Genomic DNA, 26,316 nt, shown 5'->3' with positions numbered 1-26,316 from the left:
CGAGGGAGAAAGGTGAATGAAACAGGGGGTGTGAAGTGCTCAGTCGAGCTTGATGTTGGCGGCCTTGACCACGCTGGCCCAGCGCGCACGCTCCTTGACGAAGAACTGGTCCTGCTCGGCGGAGGTCATGGTCACCACCTCGGCGCCCTGGCCGGCCAGGCGCGAGCGGATCTCGGGTGCGCGGATGGCGGTGATGAGGGCCTTGTTGAGCTTTTGCACGACGGCATCCGGCGTGCCGCGCGGCAGCAGCACGCCTTGCCAGGTGCCGGACTCGTAGCCGGCCACGCCCTGCTCGGCAATGGTGGGCACGTCGCCGATCAGGGGCATGCGCGTGGACTTGGACACGCCCAGCACCTTGAGCTTGCCGCTCTGCACCTGGGGCAGGGTGGCCAGCATGCCGTTCATCAGCACCTGGGTCTGGCCGGCGACGGTGTCCTGGATGGCGGTGACGCCGCCCTTGTAGGGGATGTACTGCCAGCGCGCGCCGCTGGCGCGCTCCAGCGCCACGCCAGCCAGGTGGGGAGCGCTGCCGGTGGCCGTGACGGCAAAGTTCAGGTCGTTCTTCTTGGAGTAGGCGACCAGCTCCTTGAGGTTGCTCACGGGCACCGAAGGGTGCACCACCAGCAGGTGGGGCGAGTAGGCCAGCATGGTCACGCCACGCAGGTCCTTGGAGGGGTCGAACGACAGCTTGGTGTAGACCGAGGGGCTGATGGCCAGCGCGCCCACGTCGCACAGCAGCATGGTGTAGCCGTCCGGCTCGGCCTTGGCGACGAAGTCCGCCCCCAGGTTGCCGTTGGCCCCGGGCTTGTTCTCGACGATGACGGTCTGCTTGAGCGCCTCGGACAGCGACTGGCTGATGGAGCGCGCAATGATGTCCGAGCTGCCGCCTGGAGGGTAGGGCACCACGATGCGCAGCGTCTTTGCTGGCCATTCCGCCGTCTGGGCGGTGGCGGAGGCTGCGGCCAGGGCGGCGGTACAGGCCAGGAGGATGGCGCGTCGGTTCAAGGTCATGGAATGTCTCCGTTGCATGGGTTGTTGTTAGTCATCGTACAACTAGATGCCATCCAAAACAACCGACCGGCCTGGAAATATCGGGTTTACCCTTAAAAAATCAGGGTAAGTACCAAGGTTTTGGGAGGCTGTTTCCTTATGGTGACAGGGGTTCGGCCCACCAATCGACTGTCAAGAAACTTCGGGTAATCCCTTTAGGGTGCCAGGTGGGAGTGGCTCCACAATCGCCTCTTTGTTGTATGACGACATATGACAAAAGACTCCCACCCCGCGCCGGGCAGGCCGTGAATCGCCCGGCGGGAAACGACCACCATGGCAACGCGAGTGCGCTGTTCCCCAGCCTTCGCCGCCATCTGCCCAAGGAATACGGATGATTGCAGCACTTCGCTCCCGCCGCAGGGCCGCACGGCTGGCGCATGTGGCCGTTGCCGTGGCCGCCGCACTGGCCACGCCGGGCGCCTGGGCCGCTACCTGGGTCTATGTCTCCAACGCGGACAGCCAGGATGTGTCGGTGTTCGAACTGGACCGCAGCGCCGCCGCGCTCAAGCCGGTGGACACCACGCCGCTGGGCGGCATGGCGATGCCCATGGCCGTGAGCCCGGACAAGAAGATGCTGTACGTGGCGCTGCGCTCACAGCCGTTCAGGGTGGTGAGCCTGGCGATCGATCCCGCCAGCGGCAAGCTGCGCAAGCTGGGCGAGGCGCCGCTGGCCGACAGCATGGCCAACATCGACACCGATGCCACCGGGCGCTGGCTGTTCGCGGCCTCGTACCCCGGCCACAAGATCACGGTCAACAGCATTGGCAAGGACGGCGCGGTGGGGGCGGTGCAGCAGCTCATTCCCACGGCGCCGAATGCGCATGCCATCCATGCGGATGCCGCCAACCGCCATGTGTTCGCCACCAGCCTGGGCGGAGACAACCTCTCGGCCTGGCGCTTCGATGCCGAGACGGGCAGGCTCAGCGCGCACGAGCCCGCCCTCACCACCGTCGCCCCTGACAAGTCGGGCCCGCGCCACTTCGTGTGGGACAAGGGCCAGCGCTTCATGTATGTGCTCAACGAACTGGACGCCGCCGTGCACGTGCTGGCCTACGACTCGGCGCGGGGCACGCTGCGCCCAGTGCAGCGCGCCACGGCGCTGCCCGCAGGGTTTGCGGGAAAGCCCTGGGCCGCTGACATTCACCTGTCGCCCGACGGCCGCACGCTGTATGCGTCGGAGCGCACTTCCAGCATCCTCAGCAGCTTCCGCGTCGACGCGGTCACGGGCCAGCTGCAGCCGCTGGGCGAGGTGCCCACGGAAAAGTCCCCGCGCGGCTTTGCGGTGGACTCTTCGGGCCGCTTCCTGGTCGCGGCGGGGCAGGAGTCCCACCAGGTGTCGCTGCACCCCATCGACCCCGCCACCGGCATCCCGGGCACCCCCACGCGTGTGCCAGCCGGCAAGAACCCCAACTGGGTCGAGATCGTTGACCTGCCTTGAGACGGACTGAACCGTGGAAATGCCTGAACGGCTCTTCCATTCGGTCCCGCCATCCACCATCCACAAACCAGGAGACCCTTCATGCAACGCAGAACCCTCATCCACACAGCGGCCCTGGCTGCCGCCGTGGGCCTCATCGGCCTGCCCACCGCCGCCCAGGGCACCTGGCCCACGGGCAAGCCCATCAGCTACGTGGTGCCGTTTGCCGCTGGCGGCACCACCGACACGCTCGGCCGCCTGATCGGCCAGCAACTGGGCACCGCCCTGGGGACCACCGTGGTGGTCGAGAACAAGGGTGGCGCGGCCGGCAGCATCGGCTCGGAAGCCGCGGCGCGCGCCGCGCCCGACGGCTACACGCTGCTGGGCGGCACCGTCAGCTCCCACGCCATCAACGTCAGCCTGTACCCGAAGCTGGGCTACGACCCCATCAAGTCGTTCAGCCCCGTGACGCTGATCGGCACCAATCCGGTGGTGCTGGTGGTGTCGGCCAACAGCCCGCACAAGACGCTCAAGGACGTGCTGGCCGCCGCCAAGGGCAAGGAGGGCGGCCTGTCGTCGGCCTCCGCCGGCACCGGCAGCTCGCAGCACCTGGCCGTGGAACTGCTGGCCTACAAGTCGGGCGTGAAGTTCACGCACATCCCGTACAAGGGCAGCGGCCCCGCCATCCAGGACGTGATCAGCGGCCAGGTCGACATGATGTTCGACACCACCGTGGTCGCCGCCCCGCACATCCAGAGCGGCAAGCTGCGCGCCATCGCGGTGACCTCGCCCAGGCGCCTGGCCTCCATGCCCGACGTGCCCACGGTGGCCGAATCGGGCGTGAATGGCCTGGCGGACTTCCAGGTGCAGTCGTGGCAGGCGATCTTCGTGCCGGCCGGCACGCCCGCGCCCACCGTCACGCGCCTGCACGACGAGATCCGCAAGATCCTGGCCCAGCCCGACATGCAAAACCGCCTGAAGGGCTTTGGCATGGAGCCGGCCGACATGACCACCGCCCAGATCGCCAGCTTCCAGAAGGCCGAGGTGGACAAGTGGGCCCAGGTGATCAAGGCCGCCAACATCAAGGTGGACTGAGCCACCCGCTGTTTCGGCAATCTCCCTGCAAGCAGTTGGCGGAAGGGTCTTCGGACCGTTCCGCTTTTTTCATGGGGCGACGCCGGATGGGGCCGCACCGGAGCGCCGGGCCAGCACGTAGTCGGGATGCTGCCCCGTGAGCAGCAGGAACATCGCGTAGACGGGCCCCTGCATGTTGCGCTCGTCGGTGGTGCTCTCCAGCGCTTGCCAGGTGCGCGACTGCACGCCCCCCCGGCTGCCGGTCTGCAGCGGATAGCCCATCAATTCCGCGGCCTGGGCCTGGCTGAGCTCGGCAGCGGCGCGGCTGGCCTTGAGCTGGTCGCCGGTGGGCGCGGGCATGTCGAGTGGGATGGGGGTGCTGGTGGTCATGGAGCTGCGGCCTGGAATGTATGTTGCTATTAAATTTATAGCTTGATGCGCAATGCAAACCTGCGCGAGGGCCTATTTTTATCCATGTGGGGCCAGGCGGCGCTGCCGGTTGCCTTCCCCGGCCTTGGACTGGCCGGCCACCGCGTGCCACGTGCTGGCCGCCGTGCCGGGGCCGGGCAGAGCGGTGTGCGCGCCTGCTGCCCAAGGCCGTGCGCGAGCGGCGGATCGACGCGCTCTCAGGCCGTTGCCACCTCGTGCGCCAGCATCTGCGCGAAGTAGGACTCGGGCGTGATGTTGGTGTAGTTGGGGATGTCCGCCGTCAGTTGCGCCGCCGTTTGCCTGGCTGCGGCCTGGGCCTGCTTCAGGTCGCTGAAGAACGCGTTGGTCAGCGCCACCACCTGGCCGGGGCGGGGCTCGCCGGGGTAGAGCACGCGGTCGCTCTCGAGCCGCACCAGGCCCAGGGGCTGAAGCGCCGCGCGGGCGATGCGCATGTGTTCGCCGTGGTAGTAGTCGTGGTTGAACGTGGCGCCTTCGCGCCAGCGGTACACCGCCGTGACCTTGATCATCGGATGTCTCCTTCGGTTGGCCAGGCCACCATGGCCCGTGCAGGGCTGCAACGGTAGAACGTGCGCGGGCCGCGCACAGCCGCCTGGGCGACAGGCCGGTGCCGTGCTGTCGCGTGGGTGGCAGGCAGCCCGGCTGGCTGGCTGGGCGGTTGGGCGGCGAGGCAGTGGCTGTCAGTCTTCTTCCGATTCGCCCAGGAATCCGCCGCTCTGGTGCCCCCACAGGCGTGCATACACGCCGCCCTGGCCCAGCAGCTGCGCGTGCGTGCCTTCTTCCACGATGCGGCCCGCGTCCATCACGATGAGGCGGTCCATGGCCGCGATGGTGGACAGGCGGTGCGCAATCGCGATCACGGTCTTGCCCAGCATCAGGCTGTCCAGGCTTTGCTGGATGGCGGCCTCCACCTCGGAGTCGAGCGCGCTGGTGGCTTCGTCGAGCAGCAGGATGGGCGCGTCCTTGAGCATCACCCGCGCGATCGCGACCCGCTGGCGCTGGCCGCCCGACAGCTTCACGCCGCGTTCGCCCACATGCGCCTCGTAGCCCGTGCGGCCTTGCAGGTCGGTCAGCGTGGCGATGAAGTCCGCCGCCTCGGCGCGCTCGGCCGCCTTGTGCAGGTCGGCCTCGCTCGCGTCGGGGCGGCCGTACAGGATGTTGTCGCGCATGGAGCGGTGCAGCAGCGAGGTGTCCTGCGTCACCATGCCGATGGAGCGGCGCAGGCTGTCCTGCGTGACGTGGGCGATGTCCTGGCCATCGATGAGGATGCGGCCCGAGCTGACGTCGTGAAAGCGCAGCAGCAGGTTCACCAGCGTGGACTTGCCGGCGCCCGAACGGCCGATGAGCCCGATCTTCTCGCCCGGCCGGATGACCAGGTTCAGCCCGTCGATCACGGGCCGGCCGTTGCCATAGGCAAAGCTCATGTTGTCAAAGCGCACCTCGCCCTGGGTCACGGCGAGTGGCTGGGCATCGGGTGCATCCACCACCGTGCGCGGCCTGGTCAGCGTGTTGATGCCGTCCTGGATGGTGCCCACGCTCTCGAACAGGGTGGTCATCTCCCACATCACCCAGTGCGCGTGTCCCGACACGCGCAGCGTCATGGCGGTGACGGCGGCCACGGCGCCCGCGCCCACCTCGCCGAGCGACCACAGCCACAGCGCCGTGCCGCACGCACCCAGGATCATGACCACCACCAGGATGTGATTCACGATCTCGAAGAGGCTCACCAGGCGCATCTGCGCGTAGCCGGTGAGCTTGAAGGCGTCCATGGCCGCGCGCGCGAATTCGGATTCGCGGCGCGTGTGCGAGAACAGCTTGACGGTGGCGATGTTGGTGTAGGCATCGGTGATGCGCCCGGTCATCACCGAGCGCGCATCGGCCTGGGCCTTGCCCACCTTGCCCAGGCGCGGCACGAAATACCAGCAAGCCAGCCCGTAGGCCACCATCCAGGCGGCGAACGGGGCCAGCAGCCGCACGTCAAACCCGGCCAGCAGCACGAGGATGGTGACGAGGTAGACGCCCATGCCGATCACCACGTCGGTGGTGGTGAAGATCATGTCGCGCACGGCCAGCGCGGTCTGCATGATCTTGGTGGTGATGCGGCCCGCGAACTCGTCGGCATAGAAGGCCATGCTCTGGCCCAGCATCAGGCGGTGGAAGTTCCAGCGCAGGCGCAGCGGGAAGTTGATGGCCAGCACCTGGTGCTTGATGGCCGTCTGCAGCGCCACCAGGCCCACGGAGCCCAGCAGCAGCGCGGTGATGCCGAGGATGGAGGCCTTGTGCTGCGTCCACAGCGCACCGGGTGCGACGGTGGAGAGCCAGTCGACCACATGGCCGAGCACGGCGAACAGCAGGGCTTCGTACACCGCGATGGCGGCGGACAGCCCCGCCATCGTGGCGACGTAGCCACGCAGGCCACGCGTGCCATCCCAGACGAAGGCCATGAAGTCCTTCGGGGGCAGGTGGGGTTCGGCGGGGGGATAGGGGGGAAGGCGGTTTTCGAAAAACTTGAACACGTAGCGCGGCTCCTCTTCGCCCGATGGTAGAGGACCGGGGCGCGGCGCGCGCGCCGGCGGGCCCTTGTCCGCAACCCGAGTAGGTGAACCGGCGGCCGGGGCCTGCGGCTATGCGCCCGCCCACTGCCGCCACAGCAGCAGCACGCCCGAGCACAGCACCACGCCGTGGACCACGCGCAGAAATTGTTCGCGCGACAGGCGCAGCGTGATGCGCCGCCCGATGGCCGTGCCCAGCAGCATGGCCGGCACCAGCGCGGCCGCCAGCACCAGCACCGGCGCCTGCGCGTACACACCCGCCAGCAGGAACAGCACCGCGCGGGTCAGCGTGCTCAGCCCGATCAGGGTGGACTGCGTGACGCGGATACGGTCCTTGTCGTCCAGCCGCCCCGCCAGGTAGATGGCATAGAGAAAACCGCCGCTTCCAAAGAGGGCCGAGAAGATGCCGCCGATGAAGCCAAAGGGCAGGGCCGCGCGCGGGGGCAGCGCCGACCGGGGCTTGTGGCCGCTCAGCGCATGGAGCGCATAGCCCGTGGCGAATGCGCCCAGGGCCCACTGCAGTGCATCGGGCCTCCCCCAGAGCAGCAGCGCGGCCCCCGCGAGGCTGCCCGCTGCCATGAACGGGACCAGGCGGCCCAGCTCGGCGCGGTCGGCCGCATGGCGGTCGCGTGCGATGTTGGTGGCGGCGGCGAAAAAATCGAGCAGCGCCAGCAGCGGCACGATGGTCGCGACGGGGATGAAGTGGGCCAGCACCGGCCCGGCCACCAGGGCGGTGCCGAAACCGGCCATGCCGAAGATCACGTAGGCGGCGGTCACCCCCGCGCAGATGAGGGCCAGTTGCCACGGCTGGACGGCGGGCAGAAAGTCGGCAAGGGTGGAGAGCGGCATGGGTGGCGGGGGCAACAGGCACGGTGGACGAATGCGATGCACTCTACCGGCGGTCCCCCTGCACATCCAATACCGAATGGGGCGGGTATCTATCTCGAAATCAGCTGGGTTCAGCCCGCAGGCGGGTGGGAGCCGGGGGCCTGTGGCAGCGGGGCGAAGCTGCGCACCATGGCATCCGCGAACTGCTGCACCAGGGGCGCTGCGTCCTCGCGCCACAAGGCCAGCACCGCCGTGCGGTGACCCGTGCTCCCGGCCAGTGGGCGTACGGGCACACCGGGCGGTGCCCATGCCGCCAGCGATTCGGGCATCACCGCCACGCCAAAACCTCCCTGCACCAGGGCCAGCTGCGACCATTTGCGCGAGCGTACCCGCGCGCTGCGCGGCTCGAACCCGGCCGCCCGGCACAGCTGGGCCACGTGGTGGCTGAGGCCGCCCCGGTCCAGGTGGGGCGTGGCCACGAAGGACTCCCCGCGCAAGTCGCCCAGTGCGATCTCGGGCGCTTGCGCCAGTGCATGGCCGGGGGGCAGGGCCACCACCAGCCCCTCGGTGTACAGCGGCTCATAGTGCATGCCGGGGTAGCGGCGCAGCACCGGCGCGCGCGCCAGGCCCATGTCGGCGCGCGCCTGGGCGATGTCGGGGGCCTGGTGCTCGGACGAGGATTGCGATACCTCGACCGACACCCCCGGGTGCTGCGCCAGATGGCGGCGCAGAAAGGACTGCAGCGCGGGCGTGAGCGGCACCGAGCTGGCATGCAGCAGGTGCACCGTGCCCTCGATGCCGCGCTGCGCATCGCGCGCGTTGACGGCGGCCTGCTGCAGGTCGGCGAGGATGCGGCGCGCGTCGGCATACAGCGACCGCCCCGCGGGGGTGGCCTGCAGGTGCCGCGTGCCGCGCTCGAGCAGGGGTACCTGCAGCGCCTGTTCCATGTCCTTGACCTGGCGGCTCAGCGCCGACTGGGCGATGAACAGCCGCTCGGCCGCCAGGCTGAAGCTGCCCGCGTCCACGATGTCCACGAAGTAGCGCAGCTGCTTGTGCGTGAGCATGGGCAGGAAGCGGCGGCGCGCCGTCAGGCCAGCAGGGTGACGACGATCGTGACCACGCCCAGCGCCAGATTGACGCCCACCCAGCTGCGGATGCTGGCGAGGGCCTGGCCGCCGGCAGGCCAGTCCGAGGCGGCCACCGCACGCTGCAGGCGCCTGAACAGCGCGAAGCGGATGTGGCCGAAGATGGCCATCATCACCAGGCCCAGGGTGGCCATGACGGTCCAGTCCAGCGGCATGGAAAACGAGCCGCCGGCCTGCACGGCCTGCCTGGCCACGCGGCCGATCATCCACAGCCCGCTGGCCAGCACGACCACGACGGCCACCGACACCGCCGCGAGAAAGCGCTGGAGCACGTCGTGCATCAGCCGCACGCGCTGCGCGGGCTCCAGCGACTGCGCGGCGGGGCGCAGGAAGAAATGCGCGAACACCATGCCTCCTATCCACACCACGATGGACAGGACATGGGCGAGCTTGAGGGCGTTGTAGAGCATGGGGGCGGGGCCGTAGGCCGTGGGTGAAGGGCGCGGGTGCGAAAGGCGCATTGTGCAGCGACATCGCCGCCAGCCGCCGGGGGGGCGTGGCGCAGCGGCTTGCCGGGCGGTGGCTAGTGCCCCGCCCGGTGGCCCCGGGCCGGGCGCAGGCTTCGCACGGCGCGCAGCAGGGCCGGCCCCGCCAGGGCGAGCGCGAGCAGCCCCCAGGTGGCCAGGTAGCACCAGCTGGCTGGGCCTTCGCGGCCCATGCTTTCGATGCCGGTCGTGCGCTCCAGCCACGACCAGAACGGAAAGGCCGCGAACGTGAGGACCATCGCCACCGGCAAGGCCAGCACGGCAAGGCCCAGCCGCTTCAGGAGCTGCAGGGCCGCCGCGCGGCGGCGGGGCGTGGGCGCGGCGCAGGTGTCGCCGGGGCGTGGGGCGTGCATGGCGGTCCGGTGGTGCGGGCGGCCCAGGCCGCTACGGGCCCCTGTCCGCGCGGGGCTGCGGCGCAAGCCGCACCTGGTTGCCCCCGTTTTTCTTCGAGAGGTACATGGCGGCGTCGGCGTGGCCCAGCAGGTGGTGCACCTCGCTGCCGTGCTCGGGGTGCAGGGCCACCCCGATGCTGGGGTGGATCGCCAGCCTCGTGCCCTCCAGGTCGAAGGCCTGGCCGAATGCCGCCAGGATCTTTTCGGCCACCGCCGTGGTGTGCCCTTGCGCGGGGCCATGCTCGAGCAGCACCACGAACTCGTCGCCGCCCAGGCGGGCCACGGTGTCGGAGCCGCGCACGCATTCCAGCAGCCGCTGCGCCACCCGCTGCAGCAGCAGGTCGCCCATGGCATGGCCCAGGGTGTCGTTCACGTCCTTGAAATGGTCCAGGTCGATGAACAGCAGCGACAGCTGGCCCTGGTCCCGCCGGGCGCGGGCGAGGGCGGTCTTCAGTCGGTCCAGGAACAGCTGGCGGTTGGGCAGGTGCGTGAGCTGGTCGTACTGCGCCATGTGCTCCAGGCGCTCGTGCATCTGCTGGCGTTCGATGGCGGCCGCGACCTGGGTGGAGACGAACTGCAGGAGCTCCTTGTCCTTGTCGGTGTAGCGGTACTGCCCGGTATGGCTTTGCAGCACCAGCGCGCCGATGGCGCCCTGCGGTGTCTGCAGCGGCACGCCCAGCCAGTACAGCGGAAGGTGTTCGTGCGGCACCTCCACGGGCAGCCCGGCCCGCGTGGTGGGCGTGAGCAGCAGGGTACTGCCGTTGCGGATGACCTCGGCGCACAGCGAATCGCGCACCAGCGCCATGGGGGCGGGCATGGGCAGCCCGTCGCTCACGTGGTAGGGAAAGCTCAGAGCGCCGTTCTCGCGGTCGTACAGCGCCACTGAAAAATCGGTGGCGGGCAGCAACTGCTCGACGGTGTGGTGGATGCGCCCGAACAGCGTATCCAGATTGGGCGCTGTCTGCGCCGCTTCGGAGATCGCGTAGATCGCCCCGCGCATGGACTCGGTGAACTTGCGTTCGGTGATGTCGTGGGCCACGGCCAGCCGCAGCTGCCGGTCGGGCAGCCAGCGCGCCGTCCAGCGGATGTGCGCGACGGTGCCGTCCTTGCGCACATAGCGGTTCTCGAACTGAAGCTGCAGATGGCCCTCAGTCACGCTGCGCGCCTGGCGCTCGGTGGCCTCGAGGTCTTCGGGGTGGACCATGTCCAGCATGCGCCGCCCCACCACCTCCTGGGGCGCATAGCCAAAGATGCGCTCGAAGGCAGGGCTCACGAACACGATCCGGCTGTCGGCTTGCACGATGCAGACGGCATCCAGCAGCAGGTCTACGATGTTCGCGGAAGAAATGCTTTGCATTGGCAGGGCGCGCACAAGGTACGGAAAACCCATTGTGCAGCGCGGCCCGCGGCTGTGCCGTGGCGTGTGCGTAAAACGCTACGCCGTCGCGCGCTGGCTTGACGCCCGCGGATTGGCCGCACCGCGTGGCGTCAGGCTGTTTGATTGCTATTGAATATGTAGCTGCTTGCGCTTTTGCAGCAAGCGCCAGGACTGCTTTTTATTGGTATTTGCGCTCCAGCGCATCCCATTCGGGCTTGCGCACCAGGCGCTGGCGTTCTGCAAAGGGCGCGACCAGGGCGGGGTCTTCGTCGATGCGCCGGGTTTCGCGCAGCACCGCCAGCGCCTTCTGCATGCCGGCCACGGCACCTTGCAGCGCGGCATTGGCGTACAGCACGATGCCGTAGCCCAGGCCCGCCAGTTCCTCGGCGCTGACGATGGGGGTCTTGCCGCCGATCACCATGTTCATGAGCTGGGGCCTGTCGGCCAGGCGCCGGGGCAGGGTGCGGATTTGCTCGGCCGTGGTCACGGCCTCCACGAACAGGATGTCGGCGCCGGCCTCGCCGTAGCGCTGCGCGCGCTCCACGGCGGCTTCGAAGCCCTGGGTGGCGCAGGCGTCGGTGCGGGCCAGGATCAGGGTGTCCGGGTCGCGGCGCGCGTCCACCGCCGCCCGGATCTTGCCCAGCATCTCCTCGGTGGAGATGACCTCCTTGCCGTTGAAATGCCCGCAGCGCTTGGGGCTGACCTGGTCTTCGAGCTGGATGCAGTCGGCGCCCGCGCGCTCCAGCGTGCGCACCGCATGGTAGGTATTGAGCGCGTTCCCGAAGCCGGTGTCGGCGTCCACGATGAGCGGCAGCTCCACCGCGTCGCGGATGCGCGCCGTGTGGTCGGCGATGTCCGTGAGGCCCATGAAGCCCTGGTCGGGCAGGCCGAACCACATGTTGGTGACGCCCGCGCCGGTGACGTAGAGGGCCTCGAAGCCCAGGTCGGCCACGACGCGGGCGGAGAGGGCGTTGAACGCGCCGGGCACGAGGATGCCGCGGCGGGCTTCGGCCAGGGACTTGAGTCGCTGCTTGGTGTTCATCATTTTCTTCTTCGCTGTTGGTTCAATGGCGGCACGCAGGCGTGCCGCACTTTTCCTGAAACCGCGCCGCCGCTCAGGGGGCGGGCACCCTGACCCAGCCTTCCATGAGGATGCGGGCGCTGCGGCTCATCACGGCCTTGGTGACCTGCCACCGGCCGTCGACCTGTGCGGCCTCGGCGCCCACGCGCAGCGTGCCGGACGGGTGGCCGAAGCGCACCGCACCGCGCGGGCCGCCGCCCGCCGCGAGGTTGACCAGCGTGCCCGGGATGGCGGCGGCGGTGCCGATGGCCACGGCCGCCGTGCCCATCATGGCGTGGTGCAGCTGGCCCATGGAGAGCGCCCGCACGAGCAGGTCCACGTCCTGCGCCTCGACGCGCCTGCCGCTGGAGGCCGTGTAGCCGGCGGGCGGTGCCACGAAGGCGATCTTGGGCGTGTGCTGGCGCGTGGCGGCCTCGGCCAGCTCCCGGATCAGGCCCATCCTCAGCGCGCCGTGCGCGCGGATGGCCTCGAAGCGCGCGAGCGCCTGCGCGTCGCCGTTGACGGCGGCCTGCAGCTCGGTGCCGGTGCAGCCGATGTCCCGGGCATTGAGGAAGATGGTCGGTATGCCCGCGTTGATCAGCGTGGCGTGGAAGCTGCCGACGCCCGGCACGTCCAGGCGGTCGACCAGGTTGCCCGTGGGGAACATCGCGCCGCCGTCCTCGCCCTCGTCCGCCGGGTCGAGGAATTCAAGCTGTACCTCGGCGGCCGCGAAGGTCACGCCGTCCAGCTCGAATTCGCCCGTCTCCTGCACCTGCCCGGCGGCCATCGGCACGTGCGCCACGATGGTCTTGCCGATGTTGGCCTGCCAGATGCGCACGGCGGCGGTGCCGTCGCGCGGCACGCGCGCCGCATCGACCAGCCCCATGTGGATGGCGCAGGGCCCCACGGCGGCCGAGAGGTTGCCGCAGTTGCCGCTCCAGTCCACGAAGGGCTGGTCGATGGAGACCTGGCCGAACAGGTAGTCCACGTCATGGCCGGGGCGCGTGCTGCGGCTGAGGATCACGGCCTTGCTGGTGCTCGACGAGGCATTGCCCAGGCCGTCGATCTGCTTGCCATAGGGGTCGGGGCTGCCCAGCACGCGCAGCAGCAGCGCGTCGCGCGCGGCGCCGGGCTGCCGGGCCGCCTCGGGCAGGTCCTGCAACTGGAAAAAAACGCCCTTGCTGGTGCCGCCTCGCAGGTAGGTGGCGGGGATCCGGATCTGTGGCGCAAAGAGTGTCGTCATGTCGGATTTTTCAAATTTGATAGCAGTCAGCGCTTGTCATGACTGCGCCAGGGGCTGTTTTTGCTTGACATTCTGGGCCAGGAAGTCCTGGGCGAAGCGCTGCAGCACGCCGCCCGCTTCGTACACGGAGACTTCCTCGGCGGTGTCCAGGCGGCAGGCCATGGGCACGTTCACCACCTCGCCATTCTTGCGCCGGATGACGAGCATGAGCGTGGCGCGTGGCTGCGGCTGGCCTTGCACGTCGTAGGTTTCGGTGCCGTCGAGCCCCAGGGTCCGCCGCGTGGTGCCGTCCTTGAACTCCAGCGGCAGCACGCCCATGCCGATCAGGTTGGTGCGGTGGATGCGCTCGAAGCCCTCGGCCACCACGGTTTCGACGCCCGCCAGGCGCACGCCCTTGGCGGCCCAGTCGCGGCTGGAGCCCTGGCCGTAATCGGCGCCGGCGATGATGATCAGCGGCTGGCGGCGGTGCAGGTAGGTTTCGATGGCCTCCCACATGCGCATGACCTGGCCTTCGGGCTCCACCCGGGCGAGCGAGCCCTTGCGGACCTGGCCATCCACCACGGCCATCTCGTTGACGAGCTGCGGGTTGGCGAACGTGGCGCGCATGGCGGTGAGGTGGTCGCCGCGGTGGGTGGCGTAGGAGTTGAAGTCCTCCTCGGGCAGGCCCATGCTGTGCAGGTACTCTCCGGCCGCGCTGTCGGGCAGGATGGCGTTGGAGGGCGAGAGGTGGTCGGTGGTGATGTTGTCCGGCAGGAGGGCCAGCGCCCGCATGCCCTTCAAGGTGCGCGGGTTCGCGGCCAGCGCGCCCACGCCTTCGGTGTCCCAGTAGGGCGGGCGGCGGATGTAGGTGGACTGCGCCCGCCAGCCGTACTGCGGCGATACGCGCTGGCCGTCGTCGTGCCGGATGGCGAACATCGGTTCGTACACGGCGCGGTACTGTGCGGGCTTCACGGCGGCCTTCACGACGGCGTCGATTTCCTCGTCGGCGGGCCAGATGTCCCTCAGGCGCACGGGCTTGCCGTCCACCACCGTGAGCACGTCGTTCTCGATGTCGAACCGCACCGTGCCCGCGATCGCATAGGCCACGACCAGCGGCGGCGAGGCCAGGAACGCCTGCCGGGCATAGGGGTGGATGCGCCCGTCGAAGTTGCGGTTGCCCGAGAGCACGGCGGCCGTGTAGAGGCCGCGGCCGATGATCTCCTGCTGGATGGCCGGATCGAGCGCGCCGCTCATGCCGTTGCAGGTGGTGCAGGCGAAGGCCACGATGCCGAAGCCCAGCTTTTCGAGGTCCTGCAGCAGGCCTGCTTCCTTCAGGTACAGCTCCACGGCCCTGGAGCCGGGGGCCAGCGAGGTCTTGACCCAGGGCTTGCGCGCCAGGCCCAGCCGGTTCGCATTGCGGGCGAGCAGGGCGGCGGCGATCACGTTGCGCGGGTTGGAGGTGTTGGTGCAGCTCGTGATGGCCGCGATGATCACGGCGCCGTCGGGCATCGTGCCTTCTTCCGGCGTGGGCATGCGCCAGGCGCCCGCGATGCCCTTGGCCGCCAGATCGGCGGTGGCCACGCGCGCATGCGGGTTCGACGGGCCCGCCAGGTTGCGCACCACGCTGGACAGGTCGAACTCCAGATGGCGTTCGTACACGGCCTCCCTGAGCGAGTCCGACCACAGGCCGGCGTGCTTCGCGTAGGTCTCGACCAGCCTGACCTGCTCCGCCGCGCGGCCCGTGAGGGTCAGGTACTCCAGCGTCTGCGCGTCGATGCTGAACATGGCGGCGGTGGCGCCGTATTCGGGGGCCATGTTCGAGATGGTCGCGCGGTCGCCAATGGTCAGCCTGGCCGCGCCTTCGCCATGAAACTCCAGGTAGGCCCCCACCACCCTGGACTTGCGCAGGAACTCGGTCAGGGCCAGCACCACGTCGGTGGCGGTGATGCCGTCCTGGCGCTGGCCGGTGAGCTTGACGCCCACGATTTCGGGCAGGCGCATCCAGCTGGCGCGGCCCAGCATCACGTTCTCGGCCTCCAGGCCGCCCACGCCGATGGCGACCACGCCCAGGGCATCCACGTGCGGCGTGTGGCTGTCGGTGCCCACGCAGGTGTCGGGATAGGCCACGCCGTTGTCCGCATGGACCACGGGCGACATCTTCTCCAGGTTGATCTGGTGCATGATGCCGTTGCCCGCGGGGATGACCTGGACGTTGGAAAACGCTTTTTTCGTCCACTCGATGAAGTGGAACCGGTCCTCGTTGCGGCGGTCCTCGATGGCGCGGTTCTTTTCGAATGCATGGGGGTCGAAGCCGCCGCACTCCACGGCCAGCGAGTGGTCCACGATGAGCTGCACGGGCACCACGGGGTTCACCTGGGCCGGGTCGCCGCCCTGGGCCGCGATGGCGTCGCGCAGGCCCGCCAGGTCCACCAGCGCGGTCTGCCCGAGGATGTCGTGGCAGGCCACGCGTGCCGGAAACCACGGAAAGTCGCGTTCGCGCCTGCGTTCGATGATCTGCACCAGGCACTCGCCGACGATGGCAGGGTCGGCCCGGCGCACGATGTTCTCGGCGTGCACGCGCGCGGTGTAGGGCAGGCGGTTCCAGGCGCCGGGCTGCAGCGCCTCGACGGCTTCGCGGGCGTCGAAATAGTCCAGATCGGTACCGGGCAGGTTCTTGCGGAAGAGGGTGTTCATGGCGTGGGGCGGGCGCGGACGGTGGCACCGTCCGTCGCCGTTGGGGGGCGAATTTACTTGCGGTCCTGAATGGGCACGAACTGCAGGTCGTCCGGGCCGGTGTAGTGCGCGCTCGGGCGGATGATCTTGTTGTCGATGCGCTGCTCGATGATGTGCGCGGCCCAGCCGCTGGTGCGCGCGATGACGAACAGCGGCGTGAACATCGCGGTGGGCACGCCCATCATGTGGTAGCTCACGGCGCTGAACCAGTCGAGGTTGGGAAACATCTTCTTGGCCTCCCACATCACCGACTCCAGCCGCTCGGCGATGTCGAACATCTTGGTGCTGCCGGCCTCCTCGGAGAGCTGGCGCGCCACGCGCTTGATGACCTCGTTGCGCGGGTCGCTCACGGTGTAGACCGGGTGGCCGAAACCGATCACCACCTCCTTGGCCTCCACCCGGCGGCGGATGTCGGACTCGGCCTCGTCGGCGTTGTCGTAGCGCTTCTGGATCTCGAAGGCCACCTCGTTGGCGCCGCCGTGCTTGGGCCCGCGCAGCGCGCCGATGGCGCCGGTGACGCACGAGTACATGTCGCTGCCGGTGCCGGCCACCACGCGCGCGGTGAAGGTGGAAGCGTTGAACTCGTGCTCCGCGTACAGGTTCAGCGAGGTGTGCATGGCGCGCTCCCACGCGGCGGGCGGCTTTTGGCCGTGCAGCAGGTGCAGGAAGTGCGCGCCGATGGAGTCGTCGTCCGTCTCCACCTCGATGCGCTTGCCCTGGGTGGACCAGTGGTACCAGTACAGCAGCATCGAGCCGAGCGATGCCATCAGCCGGTCGGCGATGTCGCGCGCGCCGGGCGTGTGGTGCCCGTCCTTCTCGGGCAGCACGCAGCCCAGGGCCGACACGCCTGTGCGCATCACGTCCATGGGGTGGCTGCTGGCGGGCAGCTGCTCCAGCGCCTCCTTCACATTGGCCGGCAGGCCGCGCAGCGCTTTCAGGCGTGCCTTGTAGCCGCGCAGTTCGGCGGCGGTGGGCAGCTTGCCGTGCACCAGCAGGTGGGCGATCTCCTCGAACTCGCAGACATCGGCGATGTCCAGGATGTCGTAGCCACGGTAGTGCAGGTCGTTGCCCGTGCGGCCCACGGTGCACAGCGCCGTATTGCCGGCGGTCACGCCCGACAGGGCGACGGATTTCTTGGGCCTGAAGCCCGCGGGTGCGCTGGTGCTCGGGGTTGCGGTATCGCTCATGGTGTCTCCATCGGGGAAAAAGGGGTGGGGCGGCCCGTGGCGTCCACGGCCACCATTTCAAACGTGCCGCACAGGGCGGGCAGGTGCCGCCCCGAGGCCAGGTCATGTGCCGCGCCTTCGACCTGCACGGTCATTGAGCTGGCACCGGTGCGCACCACGCGGGCCTGGAGTTCCAGCGCCTGCCCCTGGGGCACGGGCGCCAGAAAGTCCACGCCGCCGCAGCGCGCCATCACCACGGCGCTGCGCGCATGCCGGCTGGCCGTGACGAAAGCGGCCTGGCCCATGAGCAGCAGCGCCTGGCCGCCAAACAGGGTGCCGTAGTGGTTGGTGCGTCCGGGGAACACCATTTCGGTGAACGCCTGGGTGCCGGGGGGCTGGTGCGGGTGGGTCGCTTGGTGCATGATTCGCAATGTACGCACCCGGGATTCGCGGCACCACCCCTGAATCGGCGAATGATTGCGAAGTATTTCTGGATGATTTGCAAATATTGCAAATATTCATCTTCTTGACCCCTGGACCTTGCGATGAGAAAAACCTTCATGGGCGTGCGCCTGCGCCGCCTGCGCGAAGAACGCGGCATGACGCAGGTTGCGCTGGCACGCGCGCTGGACCTGTCGGCCAGCTACCTCAACCAGCTGGAGCAGAACCAGCGGCCCCTCACGGTGCCGGTGCTGCTCAAGATCAACGCGGTGTTCGGCGTGGATGTGCAGCGCTTTTCGGACGACGACGAGGCGCGCCTCATCACGGGCCTGCGCGAGGTGCTGGCCGACCTCCCCGCGGGCCTGGGCGGGGAGGGGGCGGGCGATGCCGTCTCGCTGGCCGAAATCCGGGAGCTGGCCGCCGGGATGCCCGCCGTGGCCCGCACCTTGCTGGCATTGCACCAGCGCCACCGGCAGGCCCTGGAGCGGCTGGAAGCCCTGGGCGCGCTCAATGCGCAGTGGGGCCTGGGCGACGAGCGCGGCATGCCGCCGCTGCAAGGCCACCCCCCCATGGCATACGAAGAGGTGCGCGACTTTTTCTTTGCCCGGCAGAACCATATTGCCGAGCTGGACGACGCGGCGGAGCAGTGCGCCGCCGATTGGTCGCTGCAGCCCGGGCGCTCGGACGAGGGCCTGGCGGAGCGGCTGCTGGCCGCCCATGGCGTGCGGGTGGGCAGCGCGGCGGATGCGCTGCCGGGCAACGCGCAGCGCGTCTTCGAGCCCGGGACGCGGGTGCTGAAGCTCGCCGCGGGGCTGGAGCCGGGCCAGCGCGCCTTCCAGATGGCGACGCAGCTGGCGTTCCTAGAGCAGGGGCCGCTGCTGCGGCGCATCGCCGACGGCGCGGGACTGTCCGGCGACCAGGCCCGGGCGCTGGCGCGCATCGGCCTGGCGAACTACTTTGCGGGGGCCCTGGTGCTGCCGTACACGGCCTTCCTGCGCGCGGCCGAAGCCGTGCGCTACGACCTGGACCGGCTGGGCCACCAGTTCGGCGTGGGGTTCGAGACGGTGTGCCACCGCTTGTCCACCCTGCAGCGACCCAGCGCGCGCGGGGTGCCGTTCTTCTTCGTGCGGGTGGACCGGGCGGGCAACATCTCCAAGCGCCAGTCGGCGACGCACTTTCACTTCAGCAAGATCGGCGGCACCTGCCCGCTGTGGAACGTGTACGAGGCGTTTGCCCAGCCCGGGCGCATCGTGCCCCAGCTGGCGCGCATGCCCGACGGCCGCGCCTACCTGTGGGTGGCGCGCACGGTCTCGCGCGGCGGCGGCGGCTGGGGGGCGCCGGGCAAGGAGTTCTCGGTGGCGCTGGGCTGCGATGTCCGCCACGCGCCGCAGCTGGTGTATTCGCAGGGACTGGATCTCGCGAACCCGCACGGGGGCGTGCCCATCGGCATGGGCTGCAAGGTGTGCGAGCGCGACGCCTGCCCGCAGCGCGCGTTTCCTCCCATTGGCCGGGCGCTGGACGTGAACGAGAACTGGAGCCGGTTCGCGCCGTACCCCGTGGCCGACAGCCGCACGGGGCCGGCGTCCTGACGCAGGTTATGAAATGTGCTCATCAATTCATAGCTGCTGGCGCATGAGGGTGTTGCGCTGACGGCACTTTCCACCAAATAACTCATTGGTAACCAGTTGTTCTGCCGCAGGTTGCTCCAAAGGGCTGCGGATTGCCGCTATCCTGCGCCTTGCGGCCGGGCCCTGGCGCGGCCAACAACCCACCGCAACACCACCCACCACCACGGCCCAGACGCTGTTCTGATTCTGCATGCCCACCCGTTTCCTGCCATGGCTTCCTTGACGCCAGACGGTCGCTATCGGCACTGGCTGGCCGGGCTGGGCGTGGCCGTGCTGGGCGTGGCGGTCAGCCTGTGGCTGGCCTGGCAGCAGGCCGACTCGGTGGCCCAGGCCGGGCAGACCCGGTTCATGCAGGAGGCCCGCGCGTTCGCTGACGCGCTGAGCCAGCGGATCGAGGGGCATACCGAAGTCGTCAACGGCCTGCGCGGCCTGTTCACGGCCAATCCGCACCTGACCCGCGCGGAGTTCGAGCGCGCGGCGAGCGACCTGGAAGTGGGCCAGCGGTATCCCGGCGTGCGCAACCTGTCGTTCACCCGCTGGGTGCCGGGCGCCGAGCGAGCCGCCTATGAAGCCCGGGTGCGCGCCGACACCTCGCTGTCCACCCACGGCTACCCCGACTTCGCCATCCGGCCACCGGGCGAGCGGGCCGAGTATTTCGTGGCCGAGTACCTGTGGCCCATGGCGGGCAATGAAAGCGTGCTGGGCCTGGACATCAGCGCCCAGCCCACCAACCTGGCCGCCATGCAGTACAGCCGGGACAGCGGCCACACGGTGGCCTCGGCCCCGTTCGACCTGCTGCAGGAGGACAAGCACCGCGCGGGCTTCGTGATCCGCGTGCCGGTGTTCGACTACACGGCGGGCACGCCGGAGCCGCGCTTCCTGGGCGCGGTGGCGTCCACCATCCGGGTGTTCGACCTGGTGCAGGCGCTGGGGAGCCAGGGCCTGCTCAACGGCATTGCCGTGTCGATGGAGGACCATGGCTCGGTGCGCGCGGGCTCCACCGACACCACCGTCCGGCCCCTGCTGGCGCAGTCGTCGGCGGCGCTGCCCGATGCGCAGCCGTTTGTGCGCGACCTGCTCGTGCACGACCGGCGCTGGCGCCTGACCTTCCATCCCGCGCGCTCGTTCCTCTCGCCGTCCGAGGCGCGGCTGCCGGTCCTGGCGGGGCTGGGGGGCATCCTGGTGTCCCTCCTGCTGGCTTCCACGGTCGGGCTGCTGGTGCGCCAGCGCACCATGGCGCTGGTGCGCGCGCAGGCGTCGGACGAGGCCCGCCACGAGAGCGAGGAGCGTTTTCGCGCCCTGTTCAACCAGGCCAGCGTGGGGGTCGCGCTGCTGGACACCTCCACCGGCCGGTTCCTGCGCGCCAACCAGCGCTATGGCGACATCGTGGGCTACAGCCCCGAGGAGATGCAGGAGCTCAACATCCGGGCCATCACGCACCCCGACGACCTGGAGACGGACGCGCAGCACCTGGAGCGCCTCAAGTCAGGGGAGGTGCCCGAATACCGGCTGGAAAAGCGCTACATCCACAAGCGCGGCCATTCGGTGTGGGTCGACCTCACCGTGTCGCCGATGTGGGTGCCCGGGGCCACGCCCGACCACCACATCGCCGTGGTGCAGGACATCACCTCGCGCAAGCGCATGGAGGACACCCTGCGCACCAACGAACACCGGCTGCGGGGCATTCTGGAGCGCCTGCCCATGGGCCTGTGCCTGGTGCAGCCCGACGGGCGCATCAGCTTTCGCAACCAGCGCTACGTGCAGATCTGCGGGTACACCGAGGCCGAGGTGCCCGACGTGGACACCTGGTGGGAGCGCGCGTTCCCGGAGCGCGAGGAGCGCGAAACCGTGCGCCAGGGCTGGCGCGAGGCGGCGCAGAGCGCCCAGGCCGGCGACGGCGTGATCCCCGGCGCCGAGTACCTCATCCGCTGCCATGACGGGCAATTGCGCCCCGTCGAAGTCTCGGGGGTGCAGGTGGAAGGCGGGCACCTGGTCACCATGCAGGACCTGAGCCAGCGCAAGGCGGCCGAGGAGGAGATCAACCACCTGGCCTACTACGACCCGCTCACGCGCCTGCCCAACCGCCGCCTGCTCATGGACCGGCTGCAGCAGGCGCTGGCCACCAGTGCCCGCCACGGGCGCAGCGGCGCCTTGCTGCTGCTCGACCTGGACAACTTCAAGACACTCAATGAAACCCGGGGCCATGACAGCGGCGACCACCTGCTGCTGCAGGTGGCGCACCGCCTGCGCGGCTGCGTGCACGAGGACGACACCGTCGCCCGCCAGGGAGGCGACGAATTCGTCGTGGTGCTGGAAGACCTGGGCGACAACCCCGAGGAGGCCGCGGCCCGCAGCGAAGAAGTGGGCCAGCGCATCCTGGCCACCCTGCGCGAGCCCTACATGCTCAACGGCACCGCGCACCACAGCTCGCTGAGCATGGGCGTCACCATCTTCAGCGGCATGCGCGAGACCGTGGACGAACTGCTCAAGCGCGCCGACCTGGCGCTCTACCAGGCCAAGAACGCCGGCCGCGACACGCTGCGCTTCTACGACCCCCAGATGCAGGCCGCCGTGAGCGCACGGGCCGCGCTGGAGCGCGACATGCGCATTGGCCTGGCACAGGGCCAGTTCGAGCTGTACTACCAGCCGCAGATCGACCGGGGCCGCATCACCGGTGCCGAGGCGCTGCTGCGCTGGCGCCATCCACGCGACGGTTTTGTCTCCCCCGCGCATTTCATCCCGCTGGCGGAGGAGACGGGCCTGATCCTCCCGCTGGGCGAATGGGTGCTGCAGGTGGCCTGCGGGTGCCTGGCCCGCTGGGCCGCGCAGCCCGAGCTGGCCGTGCTGAGCCTGGCGGTGAACGTGAGCCCGCGCCAGTTCCACCAGGGCGATTTCGTGGCCCAGGTCCTGGCCGCGCTGGCCAGCTCGGGCGCCCAGGGGCACCAGCTCAAGCTGGAGATGACCGAGGGCCTGCTGCTGGACGACGTGGAAGACACCATCGAGAAGATGGGCCAGCTCAAGGGCTACGGCGTGGGCTTCTCGCTGGACGACTTTGGCACGGGGTACTCGTCGCTGGCCTACCTCAAGCGCCTGCCGCTGGACCAGCTCAAGATCGACCAGAGCTTCGTGCGCGACGTGCTCACCGACCCCAACGACGCCGCCATCGCCCGCACCGTGGTGGCGCTGGGCACCAGCCTGGGCCTGCGCGTGATCGCCGAAGGGGTGGAAACCGAGGCCCAGCGCGAGTTTCTGGAGCGCCACCACTGCCACGCCTGGCAGGGCTACCTGTTCAGCCCGCCCGTGCCGGTGGCCGAGTTCGAGGCGCTGGTGCGCAAAACGAATGGGACGGGCGCGCAGCACGCGTAGCCCTGGCACACCGGCCCGCACCAGCCCGCCCGCCACCCTGCTGGTACAGGATCTGTCAAAATCGATAGCATGAAATCAAGGCGGGATAAGCGCAATGGCTGGTTTTTGCCAAATGTTTGCGCTGCACCCCGGCCGTGTGCCCCTGCCCGTCAGCCGGGGGCCGGGGGGCTGCAGGCGGCGCGGTATCATTCCGCCCTTGCTGCGGCCTGGGTGTTCCGGCCCGGAACGTCCGCCTGGCGCCACTTTTGCATCCCTGCCTTCATCCTCTTTTTGCCCGTTCCCTGACCCGTGCGTCTTACCTCGATCAAGCTTTCCGGTTTCAAGTCGTTCGCTGAACCCACCAATTTCATGCTGCCCGGGCAACTGGTCGGTGTGGTGGGCCCGAACGGCTGCGGCAAGTCCAACATCATGGATGCGGTGCGCTGGGTGCTGGGCGAGAGCAAGGCCAGCGAGTTGCGTGGCGAGTCCATGCAGGACGTGATCTTCAGCGGCACCACCACCCGCAAGCAGGCCAGCCGCGCCAGTGTGGAGCTGGTGTTCGACAACTCCGACCACCGCGCGGGCGGCCAGTGGGGCCAGTACGGCGAGGTCGCGGTGCGGCGCGTGCTCACGCGCGACGGCACCAGCAGCTACTACCTGAACAACCAGCCCGTGCGCCGCCGCGACGTGCAGGACGTGTTCCTGGGCACGGGCCTGGGGCCGCGCGCCTACGCCATCATCGGCCAGGGCACCATCAGCCGCATCATCGAGTCGCGCCCCGAAGAGCTGCGCCTGTTCCTCGAAGAAGCCGCTGGCGTCTCCAAGTACAAGGAGCGCCGCCGCGAGACGGAAAACCGCCTGTCGGACACGCGCGAGAACCTCACGCGGGTGGAGGACATCCTGCGCGAGCTGAACGCCAACCTCGAAAAGCTCGAGAAGCAGGCCGAGGTGGCCGCCAAATACAACACCCTGCAGGCCGACGCCACGCTCAAGCAGCACCAGCAGTGGTTTTTGAAGCGCGCCGAGGCCGAAGAGCAGCAGAACAAGGTGCGCCTGGACGGCCTCCAAGCCGTCAACGACCTCGAATCCCGCATGGCCGACCTGCGCGCCGTCGAGTCCGACCTCGAAACCATCCGCCAGGCCCACTACGCGGCGGGCGACCAGGTGAACCAGGCCCAGGGCCGGCTGTACGAGGCCACGGCCGAGGTCGGCAAGCTCGAAGCCGAGATCCGCTACGTGATCGAAGGGCGCCAGCGCGTGGAGCAGCGCCTGGTCACGCTGGCAGAGCAGATCGCCCAGTGGCAGACCCGCAAGGAAGAGGCCGATATCGAGCTCGAAAACCTGGCCGGTGCCGGTGTGGACGCCGAAGAACGCGCCGAACTCCTGGCCGCCCAGGTCGAAGAGCAGGCCATGCAGTTGCCCGACCTGGAAGAAGCCCTGCGACAGGCGCAAAGCCGCACGGCCGAGCAGCGCAGCAGCGTGGTGCAGGTGCAGCAGCAGATTGGCGTGCTGGCCGCCGAGCAGCGCAGCATCGACGAGCAAAGCCGCCAGCTCGACAGCCGCTTCGAGCGCCTGCGCACCGACCGCAATGCACTGGCCGCGCCCGATGAAGCCCGCCTGACGAACCTGCGCGAGCAGCTCGAAGAGGCGCAGGAGATCGCCGAGACCACGGCAGCCCGCCTGCACGAGCTGCAGGAGTCCGTGCCCCAGCTCGACGACGACCGCCGCGCGCGCCAGCAGGCCGTGAACACCGAAAGCGCGCGCCAGGCCGACCTGTCGGCCCGCATGGAGGCGCTCAAGGCGCTGCAGGAAAAGGTCAAGACCGACGGCAAGCTGCGCCCCTGGCTGGCCAAACACGGCCTCGACGGCCTGCAAGGCCTGTGGAGCCGCATCCACATCGAGCCCGGCTGGGAAAACGCGCTGGAAGCCGCGCTGCGCGAGCGCCTGGCTGCGCTGGAAGTGGGGCGCCTGGACATGGTGCGCGGCTTCCTGGGCTCTGGCGGCACCGACGCGCCGCCCGCGCGCCTGGCCTTCTACAGCGCTCCCGCTGCGGGCCACCCCGAAACATCGTCCCCCCATGCCCGCCTGTCGGACCTGCTGCGCCTGAACGATGCCGGCCTGCGTGCCGTGCTCACCGACTGGCTGCAGGGCTGCTACACCGCGCCCACGCTGGACGAAGCCCTGGGCCGCCGCGGCACGCTGCAACCCGGGGAGGTGGTGTTTGTTCCTACCGGCCATGCGGTCAGCGCCCACAGCGTGAGCTTTTACGCGCAGGACTCCGAGCAGTCCGGCATGCTGGCCCGCGCGCAGGAGATCGAGCACCTCGAAAAAGAATTGCGCGCGCAGGCGCTCATCGCCGAAGAATCGCGCACGGCCCTGGTGCGGGCCGAGGCCGCGTACGCCGATGCCTCGCAGCGCCTCGTGGTCGCGCGCCGCGAAGCCACCGAAACCCAGAGCCGCGCCCACGAGCTGCAGGTCGAGACCCTGCGCCTGACCCAGCTGGCCGAACAGACCCGCGCGCGCAGCCAGCAAATCGACGGCGACCTGGCCGAGGTGGAGGCCCAGCTGGCCGACCTGCAGGAACGCCGCGTGGCCGCCGAGGCGCGCTTTGAAGAACTCGACATGCAGCTGGCCGACAGCCAGGAGCGCGAGGCCCAGCTGGGCGACCGTGTGATCGAGGCCGAGCGCAAGCTCACCGCCTGCCGCGAACAGCAGCGCACGCTGGAGCGCCAGGCGCAAGAGGCCACGTTCTCGCAACGCAGCCTGGAAGCGCGCCGCGCCGAACTCAACCGTTCCATCGAAACCGCCACGCAGCAGGCCAAGGCCCTGGCCGATGAAGAGCAGCGCGCGCGCGACGAGCTGGCCCGCCTGTCCGATGCTGCCGCGCAAGGTGGCCTGCAGGCCGCACTGGAAGTGAAGATGGAGCGCGAAAAAGCGCTCGGCGCCCAGCGCAGCGAATACGACGACCTCACCACCAAGCTGCGCGCCAGCGACGAGCGCCGCATGCAGCTCGAACGCGCGCTCGACCCGCTGCGCGCCCGCATCACCGAATTCCAGCTCAAGGAACAGGCGGCGCGCCTGGGCCTGGAGCAGTACACCACCTTGCTGGCCGACGCCCAGGCCGACCTCGAGGCCGTGGCCCAGTCGATCACCGACGGCAATGTGCGCGTGGGCGGTCTGCAAAGCGAAATCGACCGCCTGCACCGCGAGATCGCCGCCCTGGGCGCGGTGAACCTCGCCGCGCTGGACGAACTCAAGCTCGCCAGCGAGCGCAAGGTCTTCCTCGATGCGCAGACGGCCGACCTGACCGAGGCCATGAACACGCTGGAAGACGCGATCCGCAAGATCGACGGTGAAACACGCCAGCTGCTCTCGGGCACCTTCGACACCGTGAACGCGCACTTTGGCCGCATGTTCCCCGAGCTGTTCGGCGGCGGCCAGGCCAAGCTCATCATCACCGGCGACGAAATCCTCGATTCCGGCGTGCAGGTGATGGCGCAGCCGCCCGGCAAGAAGAACCAGACCATCCACCTGCTGTCGGGCGGCGAGAAGGCTCTCACGGCCATCGCGCTGGTGTTCGCCATCTTCCAGCTCAACCCCGCGCCGTTCTGCCTGCTGGACGAGGTGGACGCGCCGCTGGACGACGCCAACACCGAGCGCTACGCCAAGCTGGTGTCCAGCATGAGCAAGGGCACGCAGTTTTTGTTCATCAGCCACAACAAGATCGCGATGGAAATGGCCGAACAGCTGATCGGCGTGACCATGCAGGAGCAGGGCGTGTCGCGCATCGTGGCCGTCGATATGGAATCGGCCCTCTCCATGGCGGAAATATGAGTACCCCCCTGAGGCGCTTCGCACCTTCCCCCCAGGGGGACGACGCCCTTGCTGCGGGGCGGCCCTTGCTCGGCGTCTCGCGCACAGGCCGCGCGCATTTTCACCGCGGCGGCCCTTGC

At 69.2% G+C, this 26,316-nt stretch carries 20 protein-coding genes; 5 read left to right on the top strand and 15 right to left on the bottom strand.

Features of this window, described 5'->3' with window-relative positions; translation table 11 throughout:
• Positions 1 to 39 precede the first annotated feature (39 nt).
• Positions 40 to 1,011, bottom strand: a complete 972-nt coding sequence (locus AC07OD_RS06240; protein WP_218294926.1) for a Bug family tripartite tricarboxylate transporter substrate binding protein — start codon at positions 1,009 to 1,011, stop codon at positions 40 to 42.
• Positions 1,012 to 1,381: 370 nt separating this feature from the next.
• Here AC07OD_RS06240 and AC07OD_RS06235 point away from each other — a divergent pair, with 370 nt between their 5' ends.
• Both AC07OD_RS06235 and AC07OD_RS06230 read left to right on the top strand, forming a co-directional pair.
• On the top strand, positions 1,382 to 2,488 hold the full coding sequence (locus AC07OD_RS06235; protein ID WP_494595684.1) for a lactonase family protein: 1,107 nt from the start codon (positions 1,382 to 1,384) through the stop codon (positions 2,486 to 2,488).
• An 81-nt stretch (positions 2,489 to 2,569) separates the two neighbouring features.
• Positions 2,570 to 3,562: a Bug family tripartite tricarboxylate transporter substrate binding protein gene (locus AC07OD_RS06230; protein WP_369642505.1), complete on the top strand. Its 993-nt coding sequence runs from the start codon at positions 2,570 to 2,572 to the stop codon at positions 3,560 to 3,562.
• 69 nt (positions 3,563 to 3,631) lie between these two features.
• On the opposite strand, the gene AC07OD_RS06225 is transcribed toward AC07OD_RS06230, so the two are convergent.
• The 13 genes from AC07OD_RS06225 to AC07OD_RS06165 all read right to left on the bottom strand — a co-directional run bounded on the left by AC07OD_RS06225 (position 3,632) and on the right by AC07OD_RS06165 (position 17,371).
• Positions 3,632 to 3,931: a helix-turn-helix domain-containing protein gene (locus tag AC07OD_RS06225; protein WP_494595682.1), complete on the bottom strand. Its 300-nt coding sequence runs from the start codon at positions 3,929 to 3,931 to the stop codon at positions 3,632 to 3,634.
• Between the two features lie 236 nt (positions 3,932 to 4,167).
• A complete protein-coding gene (locus tag AC07OD_RS06220) occupies positions 4,168 to 4,497 on the bottom strand; it encodes an EthD family reductase (RefSeq protein WP_218294930.1) in 330 nt (109 codons plus the stop codon).
• 171 nt (positions 4,498 to 4,668) lie between these two features.
• Positions 4,669 to 6,504, bottom strand: coding sequence for an ABC transporter ATP-binding protein (locus AC07OD_RS06215; RefSeq protein WP_494595680.1), 1,836 nt, complete (start codon positions 6,502 to 6,504; stop codon positions 4,669 to 4,671).
• Between the two features lie 108 nt (positions 6,505 to 6,612).
• Positions 6,613 to 7,389, bottom strand: a complete 777-nt coding sequence (locus AC07OD_RS06210) for a sulfite exporter TauE/SafE family protein (RefSeq protein ID WP_218294932.1) — start codon at positions 7,387 to 7,389, stop codon at positions 6,613 to 6,615.
• A 110-nt stretch (positions 7,390 to 7,499) separates the two neighbouring features.
• Positions 7,500 to 8,432, bottom strand: coding sequence for a LysR family transcriptional regulator (locus AC07OD_RS06205; protein ID WP_218294933.1), 933 nt, complete (start codon positions 8,430 to 8,432; stop codon positions 7,500 to 7,502).
• 23 nt (positions 8,433 to 8,455) lie between these two features.
• Positions 8,456 to 8,923, bottom strand: a complete 468-nt coding sequence (locus AC07OD_RS06200) for a CopD family protein (RefSeq protein ID WP_218294934.1) — start codon at positions 8,921 to 8,923, stop codon at positions 8,456 to 8,458.
• Positions 8,924 to 9,036: 113 nt separating this feature from the next.
• Positions 9,037 to 9,351 carry a hypothetical protein gene (locus AC07OD_RS06195; protein ID WP_218338535.1) on the bottom strand — a complete coding sequence of 105 codons (315 nt, stop codon included), beginning with the start codon at positions 9,349 to 9,351 and terminating at the stop codon, positions 9,037 to 9,039.
• 31 nt (positions 9,352 to 9,382) lie between these two features.
• Positions 9,383 to 10,747, bottom strand: coding sequence for a sensor domain-containing protein (locus AC07OD_RS06190; protein WP_494595678.1), 1,365 nt, complete (start codon positions 10,745 to 10,747; stop codon positions 9,383 to 9,385).
• Positions 10,748 to 10,946: 199 nt separating this feature from the next.
• Positions 10,947 to 11,810 carry an isocitrate lyase/PEP mutase family protein gene (locus AC07OD_RS06185; protein ID WP_218294937.1) on the bottom strand — a complete coding sequence of 288 codons (864 nt, stop codon included), beginning with the start codon at positions 11,808 to 11,810 and terminating at the stop codon, positions 10,947 to 10,949.
• A 73-nt stretch (positions 11,811 to 11,883) separates the two neighbouring features.
• Positions 11,884 to 13,071 (bottom strand): 2-methylaconitate cis-trans isomerase PrpF, encoded by a 1,188-nt coding sequence (gene prpF, locus AC07OD_RS06180; RefSeq protein ID WP_494595675.1) that lies wholly within the window; start codon positions 13,069 to 13,071, stop codon positions 11,884 to 11,886.
• Between the two features lie 36 nt (positions 13,072 to 13,107).
• On the bottom strand, positions 13,108 to 15,744 hold the full coding sequence (acnD, locus tag AC07OD_RS06175; protein WP_494595673.1) for a Fe/S-dependent 2-methylisocitrate dehydratase AcnD: 2,637 nt from the start codon (positions 15,742 to 15,744) through the stop codon (positions 13,108 to 13,110).
• A gap of 53 nt (positions 15,745 to 15,797) precedes the next feature.
• Entirely contained in the window at positions 15,798 to 16,970 is a 1,173-nt protein-coding gene (prpC, locus tag AC07OD_RS06170; RefSeq protein WP_494595671.1) for a bifunctional 2-methylcitrate synthase/citrate synthase, read from the bottom strand.
• A complete protein-coding gene (locus AC07OD_RS06165) occupies positions 16,967 to 17,371 on the bottom strand; it encodes an acyl-CoA thioesterase (RefSeq protein ID WP_218338539.1) in 405 nt (134 codons plus the stop codon). The genes prpC and AC07OD_RS06165 overlap by 4 nt, the downstream gene beginning before the upstream one ends.
• 123 nt (positions 17,372 to 17,494) lie before the next feature.
• On the opposite strand from AC07OD_RS06165, the gene AC07OD_RS06160 reads away from it, so the two are divergent.
• Entirely contained in the window at positions 17,495 to 18,979 is a 1,485-nt protein-coding gene (locus tag AC07OD_RS06160) for a short-chain fatty acyl-CoA regulator family protein (RefSeq protein ID WP_492245301.1), read from the top strand.
• A gap of 27 nt (positions 18,980 to 19,006) precedes the next feature.
• Here the strand turns inward: AC07OD_RS06160 and AC07OD_RS06155 are convergent, their stop codons facing one another.
• On the bottom strand, positions 19,007 to 19,210 hold the full coding sequence (locus AC07OD_RS06155; protein ID WP_218366889.1) for a hypothetical protein: 204 nt from the start codon (positions 19,208 to 19,210) through the stop codon (positions 19,007 to 19,009).
• A gap of 18 nt (positions 19,211 to 19,228) precedes the next feature.
• Between AC07OD_RS06155 and AC07OD_RS06150 the strand changes: the two genes are divergently transcribed.
• Positions 19,229 to 22,384 (top strand): bifunctional diguanylate cyclase/phosphodiesterase, encoded by a 3,156-nt coding sequence (locus AC07OD_RS06150; RefSeq protein WP_218294944.1) that lies wholly within the window; start codon positions 19,229 to 19,231, stop codon positions 22,382 to 22,384.
• A 288-nt stretch (positions 22,385 to 22,672) separates the two neighbouring features.
• Positions 22,673 to 26,197 (top strand): chromosome segregation protein SMC, encoded by a 3,525-nt coding sequence (gene smc / locus AC07OD_RS06145; protein WP_494595668.1) that lies wholly within the window; start codon positions 22,673 to 22,675, stop codon positions 26,195 to 26,197.
• Positions 26,198 to 26,316: the final 119 nt, after the last annotated feature.

It is taken from the genome of Acidovorax sp. GW821-FHT10E03 (assembly GCF_059415205.1).
This window is presented reverse-complemented; position numbering and strand designations above follow the sequence as displayed.